The 19,805-nt window shown below is 52.9% G+C and carries 17 protein-coding genes and 2 tRNA genes; 17 read left to right on the top strand and 2 right to left on the bottom strand.

Annotated elements, in window-relative coordinates:
- Positions 1 to 162: 162 nt before the first annotated feature.
- The 17 genes from JXO50_01570 to JXO50_01490 all read left to right on the top strand — a co-directional run bounded on the left by JXO50_01570 (position 163) and on the right by JXO50_01490 (position 16,552).
- The gene (locus JXO50_01570) at positions 163 to 1,668 is read left to right on the top strand and encodes a cysteine--tRNA ligase (GenBank protein ID MBN2331776.1); all 1,506 of its coding nucleotides are present in this window, start codon (positions 163 to 165) and stop codon (positions 1,666 to 1,668) included.
- 416 nt (positions 1,669 to 2,084) lie between these two features.
- A tRNA-Val gene (locus tag JXO50_01565) sits at positions 2,085 to 2,159 on the top strand.
- A gap of 125 nt (positions 2,160 to 2,284) precedes the next feature.
- Complete coding sequence (gene thrS / locus JXO50_01560) at positions 2,285 to 4,228, top strand: threonine--tRNA ligase (GenBank protein ID MBN2331775.1); 1,944 nt, start codon at positions 2,285 to 2,287, stop codon at positions 4,226 to 4,228.
- Positions 4,212 to 4,745 (top strand): translation initiation factor IF-3, encoded by a 534-nt coding sequence (gene infC, locus JXO50_01555; protein ID MBN2331774.1) that lies wholly within the window; start codon positions 4,212 to 4,214, stop codon positions 4,743 to 4,745. Before thrS ends, infC begins: the two co-directional genes overlap by 17 nt.
- A 35-nt stretch (positions 4,746 to 4,780) precedes the next feature.
- Entirely contained in the window at positions 4,781 to 4,978 is a 198-nt protein-coding gene (gene rpmI / locus JXO50_01550) for a 50S ribosomal protein L35 (protein MBN2331773.1), read from the top strand.
- A gap of 86 nt (positions 4,979 to 5,064) precedes the next feature.
- Positions 5,065 to 5,424, top strand: a complete 360-nt coding sequence (gene rplT, locus JXO50_01545; GenBank protein ID MBN2331772.1) for a 50S ribosomal protein L20 — start codon at positions 5,065 to 5,067, stop codon at positions 5,422 to 5,424.
- Between the two features lie 5 nt (positions 5,425 to 5,429).
- Complete coding sequence (pheS, locus tag JXO50_01540; GenBank protein MBN2331771.1) at positions 5,430 to 6,446, top strand: phenylalanine--tRNA ligase subunit alpha; 1,017 nt, start codon at positions 5,430 to 5,432, stop codon at positions 6,444 to 6,446.
- Positions 6,447 to 6,455: 9 nt separating this feature from the next.
- Positions 6,456 to 8,861, top strand: coding sequence for a phenylalanine--tRNA ligase subunit beta (locus JXO50_01535; protein ID MBN2331770.1), 2,406 nt, complete (start codon positions 6,456 to 6,458; stop codon positions 8,859 to 8,861).
- Positions 8,862 to 8,900: 39 nt separating this feature from the next.
- Positions 8,901 to 9,179: an integration host factor subunit alpha gene (locus tag JXO50_01530; GenBank protein ID MBN2331769.1), complete on the top strand. Its 279-nt coding sequence runs from the start codon at positions 8,901 to 8,903 to the stop codon at positions 9,177 to 9,179.
- Positions 9,180 to 9,191: 12 nt separating this feature from the next.
- On the top strand, positions 9,192 to 9,533 hold the full coding sequence (locus JXO50_01525) for a MerR family transcriptional regulator (GenBank protein MBN2331768.1): 342 nt from the start codon (positions 9,192 to 9,194) through the stop codon (positions 9,531 to 9,533).
- A gap of 20 nt (positions 9,534 to 9,553) precedes the next feature.
- A tRNA-Pro gene (locus JXO50_01520) sits at positions 9,554 to 9,630 on the top strand.
- Positions 9,631 to 9,808: 178 nt separating this feature from the next.
- A complete protein-coding gene (corA, locus tag JXO50_01515) occupies positions 9,809 to 10,870 on the top strand; it encodes a magnesium/cobalt transporter CorA (protein MBN2331767.1) in 1,062 nt (353 codons plus the stop codon).
- 195 nt (positions 10,871 to 11,065) lie between these two features.
- On the top strand, positions 11,066 to 12,727 hold the full coding sequence (locus JXO50_01510; protein MBN2331766.1) for a peptide-binding protein: 1,662 nt from the start codon (positions 11,066 to 11,068) through the stop codon (positions 12,725 to 12,727).
- A 15-nt stretch (positions 12,728 to 12,742) separates the two neighbouring features.
- Positions 12,743 to 13,726, top strand: a complete 984-nt coding sequence (locus JXO50_01505; protein MBN2331765.1) for an ABC transporter permease — start codon at positions 12,743 to 12,745, stop codon at positions 13,724 to 13,726.
- A complete protein-coding gene (locus JXO50_01500) occupies positions 13,719 to 14,579 on the top strand; it encodes an ABC transporter permease (protein MBN2331764.1) in 861 nt (286 codons plus the stop codon). Before JXO50_01505 ends, JXO50_01500 begins: the two co-directional genes overlap by 8 nt.
- 108 nt (positions 14,580 to 14,687) lie before the next feature.
- The gene (gene coaBC, locus JXO50_01495) at positions 14,688 to 15,890 is read left to right on the top strand and encodes a bifunctional phosphopantothenoylcysteine decarboxylase/phosphopantothenate--cysteine ligase CoaBC (protein MBN2331763.1); all 1,203 of its coding nucleotides are present in this window, start codon (positions 14,688 to 14,690) and stop codon (positions 15,888 to 15,890) included.
- Between the two features lie 2 nt (positions 15,891 to 15,892).
- A complete protein-coding gene (locus JXO50_01490) occupies positions 15,893 to 16,552 on the top strand; it encodes a uracil-DNA glycosylase (GenBank protein MBN2331762.1) in 660 nt (219 codons plus the stop codon).
- Positions 16,553 to 16,555: 3 nt separating this feature from the next.
- Here the strand turns inward: JXO50_01490 and JXO50_01485 are convergent, their stop codons facing one another.
- Positions 16,556 to 17,401 carry a universal stress protein gene (locus JXO50_01485; protein MBN2331761.1) on the bottom strand — a complete coding sequence of 282 codons (846 nt, stop codon included), beginning with the start codon at positions 17,399 to 17,401 and terminating at the stop codon, positions 16,556 to 16,558.
- A complete protein-coding gene (locus JXO50_01480) occupies positions 17,385 to 19,799 on the bottom strand; it encodes an AAA family ATPase (GenBank protein ID MBN2331760.1) in 2,415 nt (804 codons plus the stop codon). Before JXO50_01480 ends, JXO50_01485 begins: the two co-directional genes overlap by 17 nt.
- Positions 19,800 to 19,805: the final 6 nt, after the last annotated feature.

Here is a 19,805-nt window from a genome sequence, read left to right as displayed (position 1 = left end):
CCATTTTTATGACTGATATTTTCGCGTTAGTCAAGGATAATTATATTGTTCACAGTATAATATCTGCACCCGCAAAGCCCGATAGTCGGATTTACCAGGCAGCTTCCCCTGGTGGATGCCACACGGGAAAAGTATTGACTTTAAGCAGGTAAAAATTTTATAATGATTCTGTTTTATCCACGAGGACAATACCCAACTACAACCCTGAAAAGGAGAGTTTTTTTGCAGGTTTACAACACCCTGACGGGAAAAAAGGAAGAGTTCGTTCCACTGTTCGACCGCAAGGTCGGCATCTACGCCTGCGGCGTCACCGTCTATGACCTGTGCCATATTGGCCACGCCCGTTCCCTGATCGTCTTTGATGTCATCTATCGCTACCTGAGCTATAAAGGCTATGATGTCAAATATGTCCGTAATTTCACTGATGTTGATGATAAAATCATTAGGCGGGCCGAAGAGCAGCAGACAACCTGGAAGCAGCTGGCGAAAAACTACATCCGTGAGTTTTATACTGACATGGATCGCCTGCAGCTGAAGCGCCCCACCGCTGAACCACGGGCAACCGACCATATTGAACACATCATTGCGCTGGTGCAGAAGCTGGAGGCCAACGGCCTTGCCTACACCGTCGATGGTGATGTTTTCTTTCGGATTAAAAATTTTCCCGCCTACGGCAAACTTTCCGGCAAAAAAATTGACGATCTGCTGTCCGGAGCCCGCATCGACGTGGATGACCGCAAGGAATCACCCCTGGACTTTGCCCTCTGGAAAAAGAGCAAGCCAGGAGAACCGTCATGGAACAGCCCCTGGGGCAGTGGCCGTCCTGGATGGCATATCGAGTGCTCGGCCATGAGCCAATACCTGCTGGGAGAAACCTTTGATATTCATGGCGGCGGCAAAGATCTGGTTTTCCCCCACCATGAAAATGAAATTGCTCAATCCGAAGGAGCCACCGGCAAACCCTTTGTCCGCTACTGGCTGCACAACGGTTTTGTCAATATCAATAAAGAAAAGATGTCCAAATCGCTTGGCAATTTTTTCACTATCCGTGAGATTCTGCAGAAATACCACCCCGAGACTCTGCGACTGTTCATTCTTGCAAGCCACTATCGTTCACCCATCGATTTTTCCTGGGAGAATATGGATGCCGCCGGCACAGGACTGACCCGGCTCTACCAGGCTTTGGAACGACTGCAGACAGCCTGCCAGAATGCGGGGGGAACATCCCCGTCGCCAGAGAAAACCCGTACCGCACTCACCGATGAAATCGCCGCCATCAAAAACAGCTTTATCGCTGCCATGGACGATGACTTCAACACTGCATTAGCAGTTGGATGCCTGTTTGACGCCGGCAAATGTATCAACCGTTTCCTGGATAACCACGACCTGCACGATGGCAATGACCTCCTGACTGCCCATGCCCAGATCAAAGAAATGGCTGACATCCTGGGCATCCTGCAAAGTGAGCCGGCTGCATTCCTCAAAAGCAAAGGCCATGAAGAAACACTCTCCATAAGTGAGGAGGAAATCCAGCAGCTGATTGAGCAGCGGAACCAGGCCCGCAAAGAAAAACAATGGGCGGCAGCTGATAGCATCCGTGACCGGCTGGCCGCCATCGGCATCATCCTCAAGGATACCGCCGAAGGCACCGGGTGGCAACGAAAATAGACCTCAAAGCCATTATGCGTTCTGACGGCATCACATTGCTTTATTGACGGCTGTCTCCATCTTCATAGGACGTGTGTTCTTTTCAGACATTTTAAGGATAGCATAATGGTTGTCTGCGGTCTTCTGTCCCCTGCCGGGTCTCCACTTTCCAACGCCGGCAGCACGGAGGCAGCACTCCCAGCAAACCGGTACGGTTTACCGGCATAAAGAGACCTTTCACACCATAGCCATTCCCACCAGCGAACCGTTCTCGAGCAATCATACTGATGTTTTGGCTTAGCATCAGAAGCGCAGAGCGGAGATTCTTTGGTTTATTAAGAAAATCGTTGAATTGAATCGCTAATTTCAAGAAAAAATCTTGACAAGGCGATAGAAAATTGTTTACAAACAAGGCCCTTAAACGGGAGATTTTATCCAGGCGCATAGCTCAGGGGGAGAGCGCTACCTTGACACGGTAGAGGTCGGCGGTTCAAAACCGCCTGCGCCTACCATTATTGACACAATCCTTGTGTTCGCATAAAGCAGGGCATGTTAGGCAAGGCATCGGACCCTCAGGAAGCATCGATGCCTTTATTTTTTATTCCGAACGGAAGTCAGCTGGACATTGCAAGCACCAATGGTCGCATTACAATCTGCCGAAAACACCCTGGTTATCATTGCGGACGAAACGGGGAAAAATGTGGACCAGCTCATCGCCGAGCAACATCCAGGGGTTAAATCCCGGATTGTTGCCGCCCGTGTGGGCAGCAGACTGGTGGACACCTCTGCCATCCCGGCTGGCGGTGAAGAGGTTGGACTGATTGATTCCTCTTCACCTGAAGGATTGGACATTCTCCGCCACAGTGCCGCCCATGTCATGGCTGAAGCGGTTAAAGCCCTGTTCCCCGAGGTAAAAGTTACTATTGGGCCGGCCATCGACGATGGCTTTTATTATGATTTTGACCGCGATCAGTCCTTCACCCCCGATGATCTCAAGAACATCGAGAAAAAGATGAAGGAGCTGATCAAGAAAAATATGGTTTTCTCCCGCCAGGAAGTCAGCCGGGAGGAAGCGTTGGCTTTGTTCAGTTCCCTGGGTGAAACTTATAAGATGGAACTGATCAATGAACTGCCCGAAGACGAAACCATCTCTCTCTATCGGGTTGGTGATTTTGTTGATCTCTGCCGGGGCCCCCATATTCCCAGGACCGGGCTGCTGAAAGGCTGCGTCAAACTGTTGAGTGTCGCCGGGGCCTACTGGCGCGGTGATGAGCACAACAAAATGCTGCAGCGCATTTATGGCACAGCCTTTCCCGGCAAGGAACAGCTCCTGAACCATCTCTCGATGCTGGAAGAAGCCAAGCGCCGGGATCACCGGAAGCTGGGAAAAGAGCTGGAACTATTCAGCATCCAGGATGAAGTGGGCGCCGGCTTCGTCATCTGGCACCCCAAAGGGGCCTTGCTCCGCACCCTGCTGGAGGATTTTGAAAAACGCGAACACCTGAAGCGTGGCTATCAGATTGTCATTGGCCCCCAGCTGTTAAAGCAGGAACTCTGGAAGCAGTCCGGTCATTTTGATCATTACCGGGAAAATATGTATTTCACCCGGATCGAGGATCAGGAGTACGGCATTAAGCCGATGAACTGCCTGGCCCATATGATGATCTACAAAGCCAAGGTTCGCAGTTACCGGGATTTGCCCCAGCGCTATTTTGAGCTTGGGACTGTCTATCGGCACGAAAAATCAGGCGTCCTCCATGGACTGCTCAGAGTCCGGGGGTTTACGCAGGATGACGCACATATTATCTGCACCCCGGAGCAACTGCAGGATGAAATAACCGCGGTCATTGCTTTCGTTGCTGATGTCATGCAGGTCTTCGGGTTTGCTTTTGATTTGGAGCTCAGTACCCGGCCGGCCGACTCCATCGGCAGTGACGAAGACTGGGAACGGGCAACCAACGCCTTGACCCAGGCCCTTGAACGCAACCGGCTGGCATACGACATCAACGCTGGCGACGGTGCCTTTTATGGACCAAAGATTGACATTAAACTGAAGGACGCCTTGAACCGCCAGTGGCAGTGCGCCACTATTCAGTGTGACTTCACCCTCCCGGAACGTTTTGATTTAAGCTACATTGGCACCGATGGCGAAAAACACCGGCCGGTCATGCTCCATAGGGTTATTCTGGGGTCCATTGAACGGTTTATCGGTGTTCTCATTGAACATTTTGCCGGCGCCTTTCCCCTGTGGCTTTCACCGGTCCAAGTTAAGGTGCTGACGGTCACCGACGACCACATAGCCTACGGCAGGCTGGTCGCTGAAGCATTACGCCGGGATGAGATCCGGGTGGAAACTGATTTTCGCAATGAGAAACTGGGCTACAAAATCAGGGAGGCCCAAATGGAAAAGGTGCCTTACATGCTGATCATTGGCGATCAGGAAGTGGCCGATGGCACCGTAACATCGAGGAAACGGGAAAAGGGCGAAAATCTGGCGCCCATGACCGTTGAGCAATTCAGCGCCTACCTCAAGCAGGAATGTCAACGCCAGGTAACAGGAGGAAATTCCCATAGCAACTGAACGCACACGAGTCAATCGACAGATAAAAGTTGGCAGCGTCCGGCTCATAGACGACAACAGCAGTCAGCTCGGCATTGTAACCATCGATGAAGCGCTGGATATTGCCAGTGAGCGAGGGCTTGATCTGGTGGAAGTATCACCCAATGCCGATCCACCAGTCTGCAAGATCATGGATTATGGGAAGTTTAAGTACCAGCAGAGCAAGAAGGCCCAGGAAGCCAAAAAGAAACAGACCACCATCCAGGTTAAAGAAGTTAAAATGCGGCCTCGGACCGACTCCCATGATTTTAATTTTAAAATCAAGCATGTCATCCGGTTCCTTGAGGAAGGTGATAAAGCTAAAATCACCATCCGTTTTCGCGGCCGGGAGATGGCTTACACCGATCAGGGGATTGAACTGCTGGGACGGGTTGTAGAAGCCGTTAAAGAGCATGGCGTAGTGGAGCAGCAGGTCCAACGGGAAGGACGTCAGTTGTCTCTGGTGCTGGCCCCGGTTAAAAAGAAGCGCCAGCCATAAATATGCTATTGATGTAGGATGACAAGGAGTTAACAATGCCAAAGATGAAATCAAACAGCGGTGCACGGAAACGCTTTAAAACTACCGGTACCGGCAAGATTGTCCGGAGAAAGGCTTATGCCAGCCATCTCCTGAGCTGCAAATCAAGGAAAAGAAAGCGGAATCTCCGCAAATCGACGATTGTCGATGCGTCCAACGCAAGAGGAATCATCAGGATGCTGCCCTACCTGTAGGCGGGTAGCTGACTGACGGAACAACCGATTGTCGCCGCCTGTGCCATAAAGGCGACAGTAGCGACAGATGATCTAAGGAGTTTTCAATGCCTAGAGTAAAAGGTGGGTTCAAAGCTACCCGCCGACATAAAAAAGTTTTGAAGTTGGCCCGCGGCTATCGTGGTGCCCGGAGCAAGCTGTACCGGAACGCGGTGGAAACCGTTGATCGGGCGCTCAATTATGCCTATCGGGACCGGCGGGTCAAAAAACGTGATTTCCGCACCCTGTGGATTACCAGAATTAATGCCGCCGCCCGACTGCACGGCATGTCCTACAGCCGGCTGATCAATGGCCTGACCAAGGCAAACGTTGAGGTTGATCGTAAGATCCTGGCGGATATTGCGGTTAATGATCCCTCATCTTTTGGCAAATTCGTTGATCTGGCTGCCACGGCGCTTAACGGCTAGGGGTAATGGAAAACAGGCTTAATCAACTGCTTGACGATGCCCGCCAGGCATTGGCCGCCATTGCTACGGTTGAGGAAGTAGAGGATGTCAGGATCCGATTTCTCGGCCGCAAAGGCGAGATCACTTCCCTGCTGAAAACCCTCGGCACCCTGCCGGCTGACCAGCGCCCGGCAATGGGACAGCTGGCCAATGAGATCAAGGAACAACTGGCTGCAGATCTGGAAGCAGCTAAGAAGCGTCTTGGATTGGAAGCCCGGCAGCATCAGTTGATGGCTGGAACCATTGACATCGGGTTGCCCGGCCGACGGCAGTTTTACGGCCATCAGCATCCCATCTCGCTGGTCATTGATGACATCACCGCCATTTTTATTCGTATGGGTTTTACGGTTGCCAGGGGGCCGGAAGTAGAGCTTGATTACTATAATTTTGAAGCTCTGAATATTCCCCAGGACCATCCGGCCCGGCAGATGCAGGACACCTTCTATGTCAGTGATGACGTTGTCCTGCGCACCCATACCTCACCGGTGCAGATTAGAGTCATGGAACAGCAGCAGCCGCCGGTATTTGTCATTGTTCCCGGCAAAGTCTACCGCTGTGATTCCGATCTTACCCATACCCCCATGTTTCACCAGGTTGAAGGGTTGATGGTGGACAGCCGCATAACCTTTGCCGATCTCAAGGGGGTGCTCACCGAATTCCTGCATCTCTTTTTCACTCCTCACGTCAAGGTCCGCTTCCGACCCAGCTACTTTCCCTTTACTGAACCAAGTGCTGAAGTCGACATTGCCTGCGTCATCTGTGCCGGCAAAGGCTGCCGGGTATGCGGCAATACCGGCTGGTTGGAAGTTTTGGGATGCGGCATGGTCGATCCGGCAGTCTACAAGGCGGTCAATTACGATCCTGAAGCGGTCAGCGGTTTTGCCTTTGGCATGGGGGTTGAACGACTGGCCATGCTGCGCTACCAAATCGATGATCTACGACTCTTCTTCACCAATGATGATCGTTTTCTCCAACAATTTTAAGGATATTCAATGAACGTCAGCTGGCGATGGATAGGTGATTTTGTTGACCTTACAGGTATTGCTCCTGCTGAGGCTGCCGAACGGCTGACCATGTCCGGTCTGGAAGTTGCCGGGGTGATGCCCACCGTCAACCCGGATCTGTCCAGTGTGGTTACCGCCCAAATCACCGGGATGGAGAAACACCCCCAGGCCGACAAACTCTCTCTCTGCACTGTCTTTGACGGCAGCGAAAGTTTTTCGATTATCTGCGGCGCCACCAACATGAAAGCAGGTGATCATGTAGCCATGGCCCCGGTTGGCACCAGGCTGCCGGGCGGCATAACCATAAAAAAAGCTAAAATCAGGGGAATCTCCTCCTCCGGCATGCTTTGTTCCGCTGCTGAGTTGGCCCTGGAAGAGGAATCGGCAGGAATTATTATTCTCCCTGAATCCGCACCGCTGGGCATACCCCTTTTTCACTACCTGGAACTTGACGACCATATTCTTGAAGTGGAAATCACCCCCAATCGGGGCGACTGCCTGAGTGTCATCGGGGTTGCCAGAGAAATCGCCGCCCTCTTCAACCGCCAGTTCTCCTATCCTACCCCGACATATGCCGAAAGCAACGAGAAGAATGCCGACCTGGTGTCCATAAGCATCCAAGATCCCGACCTGTGCCCCCGCTACGTGGGTCGGGTGGCGAAAAATATCGTGCTGGCCGACTCACCGCTCTGGATGAAGCAGCGGCTTCAGGCGGCCGGCGTCCGGTCCATCAACAATGTTGTTGACATCACCAACTATGTGATGCTGGAAACTGGTCAGCCGCTCCATGCCTTTGACCTGGAGTCGCTGACCGATCAAACTATTATTGTCCGCAAGGCAGCTCAGGACAAAACCTTTGTCACCCTTGATGAAATCGAACGGCCGCTGGATCAGGATACCCTGATGATCTGTGACGGCAGGGGGCCGGTGGCCGTGGCCGGAATTATGGGGGGATTGAACTCCGAAATCACCGACCGAACCAGAAATATATTAATCGAAAGCGCATATTTTCAGCCGGCCTCAATCCGTCGGTCATCACGGCTCCTGGGACTTTCTACCGAGTCATCCTACCGTTTTGAACGGGGTGTTGATCCCCTGGGAACTGAACGGGCCGCCGATCGGGCTATTGAACTGCTGGCTCAGCTGGCCAAGGCGGAGATTGTTGCCGAGCGGCTGGATATTCATCCTCTGCCGCACCAGCCGACGGCAATCACCATCCGCACCGATTATACCAACCGGCTGCTGGGTACTGAGCTGACAGCTGAAACAGTCAGAACTATTCTTTCCGGGCTCAACTTTACGATTGTCGAGGCCACGGACACCAGCCAGACGGTCCTCCCTCCCTCATACCGTTTCGATATCGACCGGGAAGCGGACCTGATTGAGGAAGTTGCCAGGGTCTATGGCTACCATAAAATCCCCACAACGTTGCCCGTCATCCGGGAACAGGGAGGGAGCGGATTTAATGATGACCGTCTGCCGGTCACCCTTAAATCCCTGGCCCGTTCGTTCGGCTACGATGAAGCAATCAACTATAGCTTCATGAATCCGAAAGCACTCGAGCGGCTTGCCATCCCCGCCGATGATTACCGTCGGCAGCTGGTCTACCTGCGCAATCCGCTGACGGAAGAAATGTCAGCTATGCGAACAACCCTCCTGCCGGCCCTTTTAACGAATCTGGCTGACAATTACCGGGTACAAACCAGGGATATACGCCTGTTTGAACTGGGGAAAACCTATATTGCCCGGGCCGGGGAAAAGCTCCCCCGGGAGGATCTCTGTCTGGCCGGAGTGGCCAGCGGCAAGCGCTACCCGCAGCATTTTAACACTACAGCTGAGAATATTGATTTCTTTGATCTGAAGGGAATGATTGAAGAAATTTCCTCAACATGCGGCCGGCACTTTTCTTTTTCAGCTAAGGGATCGGAACCATACCATCACCCTGGACGGTCGGCAGCCATCATGCTGGAAGATCAGCTTATCGGCAGTTTTGGCCAGCTGCACCCTGATGTGGCGGTACATTTTGCCGGCAATCAGGAAATTTTTGTCTTTGAATTGCTGCTCAGTCCCCTGATCGCAGCCACAGATTTTTGCCCGACATTCCAGCCCATTCCCCGTTATCCGGCCGCTGAACGGGATCTGGCGGTGCTGGTCGATCGCAGCATTTCTGCAACGGAAATGATGGAAACCATATCGGCGATCAACCGGTTGATTGTCAAGGTCGCCGTTTTTGACCTCTATGAAGGTGACAATATTCCGGTCGGCAAAAAAAGCATTGCCTTCAGAATTACCTTTCAGGATATGAATAAAACCTTGACAGATAATAAGCTAAATGCCATTATCGATAAAATAGGTAGAAGGCTCAAACAGGACTTCAGCGGTCAGATACGCTGATTTTTTATGTAGTGTGACAGGGAAAAAAGGGGACTAACGATGACCAAGGCGGATATCGTTGAAACGATCTACGAAAAAGTAGGGTTGTCAAAGCGAGAATCAGCCCGCATTGTCGACATGATTTTTGAAATCATGAAAGACAAGCTGGAATATGGTGAAAACGTCAAGATCTCTGGCTTTGGCAGCTTTACCATCCGGGACAAGAATGCTCGTCGGGGACGCAATCCGCAAACCGGCGAAGAGATTACCATCTCAGCCCGCCGGGTTCTGAGTTTCAAACCCAGCAACGTACTGCGAAAACTTATAAACAACAGCTGATGACAAGCTGTCATGGACGCTGGCCGAATACCCAATAAACTTTTTTTCCGCATCGGGGAAGTGAGCGATATTGTTAACGTAAAACCTTATGTTTTACGTTATTGGGAATCTGAGTTTGAGCTGGTTTCGCCGGAAAAAAGCAACTCCAAGCAGCGTCTCTACCAGCGTAAAGATTTGGAATTGCTATTGGAAATTAAGCGCCTTCTCTATGATGAAGGCTTCACGGTTGCCGGCGCCAGAAAAAAACTGAATCAGCTCAAACAACACAAAAAAATACCGCCGCCATGCCCTGATCTTCTGGCCGGGGTAAAGGAGGGTTTGGAACAGTTAAAGGAATTGCTTCAATCACGATAGCTTGCAGCAAAATGACACAACGGGGCGTAGCGCAGCCTGGTAGCGTACCTGAATGGGGTTCAGGTGGTCGGAGGTTCAAATCCTCTCGCCCCGACCAGTATGAAAATCGGCAATCTGCACAATAGTGCACTTGCCGATTTTTTTTACCGGCATTAGAGGAAATACCGTCCGTTGCCATGCTACGATATCATGTTCACCAGCACCCGTCTTCTTCAGCAGTTCATTGCACTTGAATGATTGACGCAGCAACCCGTTAGTGCCATACTTGGGAAATTATGAAAAACCACCTTCGTCAAGCTGTCAGCAAGATCGGTCAACCACCGGGAACCGTTGCCGTTACCACAACGGTTGCAGAGCCACCTGGGATATCATTACTCACCTATACGGCAACCTCCCTTGAGGAACGCTATGAGCAGCCGCTTGCCGCATGTCTCGAGGCCATTGATCCGGCAGCCGTCAACTGGCTGCATGTTGCCGGCTTGCCTGACTCCGGGATACTGGAGGAAATTGGCAAGCATTTCGGCATTCATGCCTTGGTTCTTGAAGATCTGGGCAGCACCCATCAGCGTCCCAAAATAGAAAACTTTGCTAACCACACATTCATGGTCATCAAGGTCATCCAGCTGGATGAACACTCCAAGCGGCTCACCATCGGCCAGTTCGGCCTGATTCTGGGCAGCCATTTCCTGGTCACCATCAGCAATCAGAAAATGACCTCCTTTGATCTGCTGCTGGAACGGATCAGGAAAAAACGCGGCTGGATTCGAGAACTGGGCACGGACTACCTCGCCTACGCCATTATCGACCTGATTGTTGACCATTACTTCCTCAGTCTGACCCATCTTGATACTGCCCTCGAAAACCTCCAGATTCAAGCTGTTGCCGATCCCCAGCCTGAGATGGTGCCAATCATCCATGGTCTCAAGCAGGATATCATGCTTGCCAGAAAGGCTGTCTGGCCTCTTAAAGAGATTGTCATTGAAATTCAGCGAGGAGATGTTCCCTGGTTTTCGAAAGCAGTTTTACCCTTTTTTCGTGACTTGTCTGACAACCTCAATATGCTGATTGATTTGATGGAAATGTACCGGGAAATGGCCACCGGCATCATGGAAATCTATCTCTCCAGTCTCAGTAACCGCATGAATACCATCATGCAGGTACTGACCATCATTGCCACTATCTTCATTCCGGTAACCTTTGTTGCCGGCATCTACGGCATGAACTTCAAACACATGCCCGAACTGGAATGGTCGTATGGCTATCCCCTGATCCTGCTCCTGATGGCACTGGCCATGGGACTGATGGTCTACTTCTTCTACCGGAAAAAGTGGCTGTAACCTGCTCCGGCGCACCATCCATACCGGCAGCTACCTCTCCCCGGCTACTGTGGGCTCGCCGGCTGCCAAACAATCACCCCTGCTCCAAAAACAGCGCTCATCCCGTTGGCAGCAATGATTTCTGATGTAAAAACCACTTGTTTTGCTCTGCGGATTACGCTACTACTTAGCCAATTGTTTATCGTGGGAGACTCTATGAAAAAGAAAGTTTTATCTGCCCTGACGGGCATTGTGTTGTTCGTCCTGATTGCCGCCTGCGGTCAGACCCCTGAAGCTGAAACCAAGGCAAAAACCGCGCATTCTTCAGCTGAAACGCCAGCCGGAAAGATAGCAGAGCCGGTCTATGGCGACACCATTGTGGTCGGCTCCATTGGCGACGCCAGCAATCTCATCCCACTACTGGCTTCAGACAGCCCATCCCACCAGATTGCCGGCTATATATATAACGGCTTGGTTCGCTACGATAAGAATCTGAAACTGGAAGGAGAACTGGCCGAATCATGGGAAATTTCCGCTGATGGTTTGACAATCACCTTTCATCTGCGTCGGGATGTGCACTGGCATGACGGCAGCCCCTTTACCGCTGATGATGTGCTGTTCACCTACCGGACCATCATCGATCCAAAAACACCCACTGCCTATGCCGGCGACTTTGAGCAGGTAAAAGAAGCCCGGGTTCTTGACCCGTACACCTTTCAAGTCACCTATGCAGTTCCCTTTGCCCCGGCACTGTCCAGCTGGGGGCTGGCCATCCTGCCCAAGCACCTTCTTGAAGGTCAGGACATCACCAAAAGCCCCCTGTCCCGCCAACCCGTCGGCACCGGCCCGTTTTGTTTTTCCCAATGGCTGGGCGGTGAGAAAATTGAACTGGTGGCCAATCATGATTATTTCGAAGGCCGCCCCTACATCGACCGTTACCGCTACCGGATTATCCCCGACACAGCCACCATGTTCCTCGAGCTTAAAGCGGGCAATCTTGACTGGATGGGACTCACCCCCATCCAGTATGACCGGCAGACCGACGGCAAAAAGTTTGCCGAGCAGTTCAACAAATACCGTTACCTCTCCTTTTCCTACACCTATCTGGGTTACAACTTGCTCAATCCCCTGTTTCAGGACAAACGGGTCCGGCAGGCATTGAGCTACGCCATCAATAAACAGGAAATTATCGATGGTGTCCTGCTGGGCTACGGCCAGGTAGCTACCGGCCCCTACAAACCTGATACCTGGTTTTACCATGTCCCAGAAAAAACCTATCTCTACGACCCTGAGAAAGCAAAAAAACTGCTGCAAGACGCCGGTTGGACGGACCGGGATAACGACGGCCTGCTTGATAAAGACGGCCGTCCTTTCTCCTTTACGCTGATGACCAACCAGGGTAACGCTTTGCGGGCCCAGGCGGCGGTCATCATCCAACGCCGCCTGCAGGAGATTGGCATTGAGATGAAAATTCGGATCATTGAATGGTCCGCCTTCATCAATGAGTTTATCGACAAAAAAAAGTTTGAGGCCGTTATTCTTGGCTGGACCACCGGTCAGGATCCGGACATCTATGATATCTGGCACTCATCAAAAACTGATGCCAAAGAACTGAATTTCATCAGCTTCACAAACCCCGAAGTGGATCTGTTGCTGGAAAAAGGCCGGCACACCTTTGACCAGCAGGAGCGGCAGCAATATTATGCCCGTTTCCAGGAAATTCTGGCCGAGGAACAACCCTATACTTTTCTGTACGTCCCTGAGTCGCTGCCGATTATCGCTTCCCGGTTCCATGGTGTTGAACCGGCACCGGCAGGCATCTCCCACAACTTCATCAAGTGGCATGTCCCGCAAGCACTGCAGAAATACACCCAGTAGGCGCCGGTTGCAAAGATGATCGTCTTTATTGGCAAACGAATAGCCTTGATGGTCCCGATGCTGGTAGGCATCACCATGATCTCCTTTCTGGTGATGAATCTGGCCCCCGGTGAGCCCATTGATCTACTCACCAACCTCAATCCCAAAGCGACTGCGGAAGTCAGAGAACGGCTGCGCATCCATTACGGCCTTGATAAGCCCCTGCCTATCCGCTATGTCAACTGGCTGAAACGGGTGGTCAGACTCGACCTGGGCACCTCCTTTGCCCAGGACAACCGGCCGGTATGGGATAAGATCCGCGAGCGCATTCCCATTACTTTGACCATCAACGCCCTCTCCCTGCTGCTGATTATTATTGCAGCCCTGCCCATCGGCATTTTTTCCGCCGTCCGGCAGCATTCCCTCTGGGACCGCTTGCTGACAATCTTTGTTTTTCTGGGCTTTGCCACCCCAACCTTCTGGCTGGCCCTGCTCCTGATGATTCTTTTTGGTGTGCATCTTGGCTGGCTGCCCATTTCCGGCCTCCAGTCGCCCCATGCTGCTGATGCTGGTTTCTGGATTGTCTTTATTGACCGCGCCCGTCATCTGCTGCTGCCGGTACTGGTTTCCGCCTTTGGCGGTCTGGCCGGCTTGTCGCGCTACATGCGCAGCAATATGCTTGAGGTCATCCGCCAGGATTATATCACCACCGCCCGGGCCAAAGGTTTGAAAGAATCGGTCGTCATCGGCAAACATGCCCTGCGCAACGCCCTGATGCCAATCATCACTATTCTTGGATTTTCCCTTCCCGGCCTGATCGGCGGCAGCGTCATCTTTGAAACCATCTTCGCCATTCCCGGCATGGGACAGATGTTCTACGGCGCCGTCATGGCCCGTGACTACCCGTTGATTATGGGGACGCTGGTCATCGGTGCCGTCCTGACCCTGGTCGGCAATCTGCTGGCTGACATCTCTTATGCCCTCGTTGATCCACGCATCCGGGTGGGCCACCATGAATAGTACGGTCTCACACCACACCTCAACCTTCAGCCAGCGATTGCTGCACAACAGACTGGCGATTGCCGGCATGGCAGTCGTGCTGGTTCTCTTTGCCGTTTCTTTTCTAGCCCCACTGCTTGCCCCCTATGATCCCGGCGCCATCAATCTGCAGAGCATTCTCCTGCCGCCCGGCGCTGACCACCTGCTGGGCACCGATGAGCTGGGACGAGACATTTTAAGTCGCATGATCTGGGGCGCCCGCATCTCCCTCAAAGTCGGGTTCGTGGCAGTTGGCATCGCCACCCTGATCGGCACCTTTCTGGGAACCATGGCCGGCTACTTCGGCGGTATCGTCGACACAATGATTATGCGCCTGGTGGATCTTATGCTCTGTTTCCCCTCCTTTTTTCTCATCCTCACGGTCATTGCCATGCTGGAGCCCAGCATCTGGAACATTATGGCAGTCATCGGCATCACCGGCTGGATGGGAGTGGCCCGCCTAATTCGGGCTGAGATACTTTCCATCAGGGAACGGGAATTTATCCTTGCCGCCCGCAGCCAGGGAGCCAGCAACCTCCGGATCATCATGCAGCACATTCTGCCTAATGCCATGGCCCCGGTGCTGGTTTCCGCCACCCTGGGAGTGGCCGGCGCCATTCTCACCGAGTCGGCTCTCAGTTTTCTCGGCATCGGGGTTCAACCACCTACCCCCAGTTGGGGCAACATGCTCACCGCCGGCAAGGATAACCTGGAATACGCCTGGTGGCTCTCCCTCTTTCCCGGCTTGGCCATCCTGATAACCGTTCTGGGATACAACCTCCTTGGCGAGGGAATTCGGGATGCCCTCGACCCCCGTCATTATTTCAAGGAATAGCACCCGTAAAGATAAAAAACTTGACAGACCGGCCAAACTCTGGCCATGTAAATGCACCAACGATAGAACAGCATTTGATATTCAACCGTAACGATACAAGGAACACCTATGCTGAATGGGAAAGAAGTTCTGCTGGGAGTAACGGGTGGGATTGCCGCCTATAAATCGGTGCTGCTGCTGCGGGAACTGACCAAGGAAGGGGCTAATGTCCATGTCATTATGACCAAAAGCGCCCAGGAATTTGTCGGCCAGCTCACCTTTCAAACCCTATCCGGAAATCCGGTCACCACCGAAATTTTCACTCTCTTCGCCGCGTCGGAAATCGGCCATGTCTCCCTCGCCGAGCGAGCCGATCTGCTAGTCATCGCGCCGGCCACCGCTAACATCATCGGCAAAATTGCCACCGGCATTGCCGATGACTTTCTCTCCACCATGGTCATGGCCACCCGAGTGCCGGTCCTCTTTGCTCCGGCAATGAACACCAACATGTGGGCCAGTCCGGTGGTCCAAGCCAACATCGACCGGCTTAAATCAATGGGATATTTTTTCATGGATCCGGCGGAAGGCGAATTGGCCTGCGGCACCACCGGTCGGGGCAAGCTGGCTGACGTGGATGAAATCATGGAAGAGATCAGAACCTTGCTCTACCCTGATGATCTGGCCGGCGAAAAAATACTTATTACCGCCGGTCCCACCGAGGAAGCCATTGACCCGGCCCGCTGTCTCACCAACCGTTCATCCGGAAAAATGGGATATAACCTGGCCACCGTAGCCCGCCGCCGGGGGGCTGAAGTAATCCTGATTTCCGGCCCCAGCAGGCTACCAGTTCCCTGCCGCCTGCCAACCATCCACTGCACCACCGCCCGGGAAATGGAACAGCGGATCAATGAACATCTCGATGGGGTAACCACCATTATCATGGCAGCTGCGGTGGCTGATTTCCGCCCGGCGGAAGAGCAAACCCAAAAAATCAAGCGGGCCGGCCCCCACTGCCTTGAACTGGAAGCCAACCCTGACATCCTTGCCGGCCTTGGCCGCAATAAAGGAAACCGCTTCCTGGTGGGGTTTGCTGCAGAAACCGATGATCTGGTTGACAATGCCAAGGAAAAGATCCGCCGCAAAAACCTCGACATGATTGTCGCCAATGACATCACTGCCCCCGGGGCCGGCTTCTGCTACGATACCAATATTGTTAAAATCATTGACCGGGAAGGAACCATCAGCAGCTTTCCTCTGATGTCGAAAGAAAAGGTTGCCGAGATCATTCTGGATCATGTGCTGGCCCTGAAAAAGGATGGGATGGCATCGTGAACATGAAAACAGGCAATACCAGTGACCTTGAGCAATTGGAAGCCCATCTCAAACTGCAGCAGAAGTTGAAAAATCCGGGGATACTCAGGAAAGTGGTGGACAAAGAAGCGTTGATGGCTCACATTGAAAAAGAGTTGGGCGACTGCCAACGCTGCCCCTTGGCCGCCACCCGCACCACGATTGTCTTTGGCGCCGGCAGCCCTGAAGCCAGCCTGATGTTTGTCGGCGAAGCACCGGGAAGGGATGAGGACCGGGAAGGAATTCCTTTTGTCGGCCGGGCCGGGCAGTTGCTGACCAGGATTATCGAGGCCATCAACCTGACCCGGGATCAGGTGTATATCGCCAACATTCTCAAATGCCGGCCACCCAACAACCGCAACCCTGAAAACCAAGAAATCTTACAGTGCTACCCGTTCTTGGAACGACAGATTGCCGCTATTCAACCGCGCATCATCTGCGCCCTCGGCACCTTTGCTGCCCAGACCCTGCTCCAGACCAGCGTGCCGATTGGCAAGCTGCGCGGCCATCCCCACCAGTTCAGCGACCAGACCCTGGTCATTCCCACCTATCATCCCGCCTTTCTGCTCCGCAACCCGAACAAGAAGCGGGATGTCTGGGAGGATATGCAGCTGGTCATGAGACTGCTGGCGGAAAAAGCCTGATCCCTAGTTCACCAACACCACCGGACAGGGCAGCAGGTCCAGCAACTCACTGAAACTCCCCTGATCAAGATCAAATGTATCCCGCCCGAGGACAAGTGCACTGCCATGTTCACGATTGACCAGGTGGACAACCTTTTCGATGGTCACTTCGGCAAGATAAATCAGGCGGGCTTTCAGATGGCGCTGCCGCATCCATTGCAAAACCTGCTGCTCCAGCTCTTTCAACAGCGGCTGGTTTCCCAGGGGCAGGATGATGCGCAGCGATCCGCCGTTATCACGGGCCAGCAAACCGGCAGTATCCATTCCCCTCAATGAAGAAGGTGAACCATTAAAATAGGCCATGACCGGATAGTGTCCGGCAGCTTTCGGCCGCTCCTGTTGTGAACCAGACCGCCTCCCCAAGTCATGGGAGGTGAGGCGTAAACGGCTGGGCAAAGACTGCCGCGGTCGGCCGATAATCAGAATATCAACCTGGGGCATGACGGTCATCACTTCAGCAACAATTTCACCCCTCGTCACCCGAAAGGACCAGGAAACCTGCCGCTGTTGAGCCGCCGCTGCCAGGTTGCGGCGCAACCTTTCGGCTTGAGCCTGAAGCCCCTGAGCCAAACTGGATGGGGGGAAATCCTCCTTAGAGCCGGTGAACAGATTTATCTCGCGGGTAAAAGGCAGGCTGGCAAGACGGAACAGATTCATATCCTCCACCAACAAGCCAAGAAGCTCAGCCTGCAGATCAGCAGCAATACCGGCTGCCGCTCTGAGAGCTCGCCGCCCGGGCGCCGAAGGGTCCAACATTACCAGAATTCTTTTTACCGGCTGGTCCTCCGGCGTTTCATTCTTCATGTTCACGGTTCTTTTCCTTGCCAGTTTCCGCAAATTCCTGACGCAGCCGGGAAAACTCATCCAAACGAGCTATCATCTTCCCATTAATGCTTGCCGGCGGAAATCCTCCTTCATCATCCCGAACTCCGGCAGTCATCCCGGTCAGCAGTTCAATGGCTTCGTCAATGGTTGTCAAGGGATAGATATGAAATAGTCCTTGACGAACGGCATCAACAACATCCTGTCGCAGCATCAGGTGTTTAACATTGGCGGCCGGAACCAGAACTCCCTGGCTGCCGGTCAATCCATGGGCTTTGCAAACATCAAAGAAACCTTCAATTTTTTCATTGACACCACCTATGGCCTGCACCATGCCATGCTGATTCACGGAACCGGTCACCGCCAGCGATTGTTTGATGGGCACTCCGGTGAGGGCAGATATCAAAGCACACAGTTCCGCCACCGAAGCGCTGTCACCGTCAACCTGACCATAGGATTGTTCAAAAACCAGACTGGCAGACAAAGAAAGTGGTTTTTCCAGGGCATAACGATGGGCCAGAAAGGAAGAAAGGATCAGCACCCCTTTCGAATGGATAGCCCCACCCAGCTCCACTTCACGCTCGATATCAATGACTTTGCCCTCGCCTATCCTGGCGGTAGCAGTAATGCGGGAGGGCTGACCAAACATGAAGTTGCCCAGCTGAATCACCGACAGGCCGTTAACCTGGGCTGGTTTCTCCCCCGTTACATCAATGAGAATGGTCCCTCGTTTGATCCCCTCATAGACTTTGGTTCGTACCCGATCTGCCCGACGGATTTGGGCATTGATAGCCTGCTGCACATCCGCATTGGTGGCCGCCTCACGGCCACCGATACGTGCCCAGTGATCGGCTTCACGAAGCAGGTCAGCCATGCTATGGAGATGAGTTGACAGTTTTTCGGCATCACCGGCAATCCTTGCACTGTGCTCGATAACCCGGCCGACAGCTGATCGGTCAAAGGGCAGCAACTGTTCCCGCTTGACCATGGTGGCAATCAGACGGGCATAGAGCTGATTGTTGGCGTCCTGCCGGTCCACCTCATCCTCAAAATCAGCCGCCACCTTGAACAATTCGCGAAAATCAGGATCATAATGATACAACAGGTAATAGAGCATCCGGTCGCCAAGCAAGACGACTTTCACATCAAGGGGAATGGGTTCGGGCTCCAGAGAGACTGTACTCACCAGACTCAGCATCTGCCCGAGGGATTCAATGGTCACTTTGCGGGCGTACAATGCCCGTTTCAAGCCCTCCCAGGCATAGGGATTGATGAGCAGTTTTCTGACATCAAGGACCAGGTAGCCGCCATTCGCCCGATGCAGGGCTCCTGACTTGATCAGGGAAAAATCAGTAACCAGGGCTCCCATCTGGGCCAGATGCTCCACCTGGCCCACCAGGTTCTGATAGGTGGGATTATCTTCATAAACAACCGGGGAACCGGCCGCCGAGCCGTGATCAACCAGCAGGTTCACCTGATAGCGGCGAAAGGAGGGTTGGGAAGAATCGGGCAGGCCAAAAACTTGCATGGGACTCTTTTCCTGGGGGCGGAAATCATCAACATTCTCAATAATATCCTGCTGGAGGGCCTGCAGATAGGCCATCACTTCCGGCAAGTCAGCATACGTCCGCCGCACTTCATCCAGCAGCATCCCGACCGCAAACATGGTCACTTTGCTATTGAGTGCCTTGATCTTACTGCGGCTCTGCTTGCGCCACTGGGGAATCTGCGTCAGAATTTTCTGCAGTTTTTCCTGCAGTTCGCCAACCTTTTGTTCTATCCTGTCCTGGTCATCCTGGGGAAGTTTATTGAACTCCTCAGGATTGATGACTTCGCCATTGCGCATGGGGGCAAAGGCAAAGCCCCGGGGAGTCCGCAAGAGATTTATCTGACTTTTTTCAGCTTCCTGCTGGAGGGCTTTGAACTCTGCTTCTTGCAAGCTGTTGAGCTCATCTTCAATCTCCTGAAGTTGGGAACGATAATCATCACTTTCAAAGATCGAAGGAATAGCCGACTTCAGTTCATCCAGCAGGTGCTCCATATCCTGGCGAAACTTGGCCCCTATACCCGGCGGCAGGCGAAGAGCTCTGGGCTTATGGGCGTCAGCAAAATTATTGACATAACACCAATCTGAAGGACGGTGATCCTCCTGAGCCTGACGGTCAAGAAACTGACGGACGACCGTATGCTTGCCCATCCCGGCGGGTCCCAGAACATAGAGGTTGTAGCCGGCATGATGCATGCCGATACCAAACTGCAAGGCTTCCAGGGCCCGGTCCTGACCAACAATCTGGGTCAATTCCTCAAGATCTGCTGTGGTCTCAAAAGGAAGTGAATCCAGATCACAGACGGTAAACAGTTGTTCCGGAGCAAGAGATTTGGTCATCATCAT

This window comes from Candidatus Anaeroferrophillus wilburensis (assembly GCA_016934315.1).
GTDB lineage: Bacteria > Desulfobacterota > Anaeroferrophillalia > Anaeroferrophillales > Anaeroferrophillaceae > Anaeroferrophillus > Anaeroferrophillus wilburensis.
Note: the sequence above shows the minus strand (reverse complement) of the source record. Positions and strands in the feature narration are given on the sequence as shown.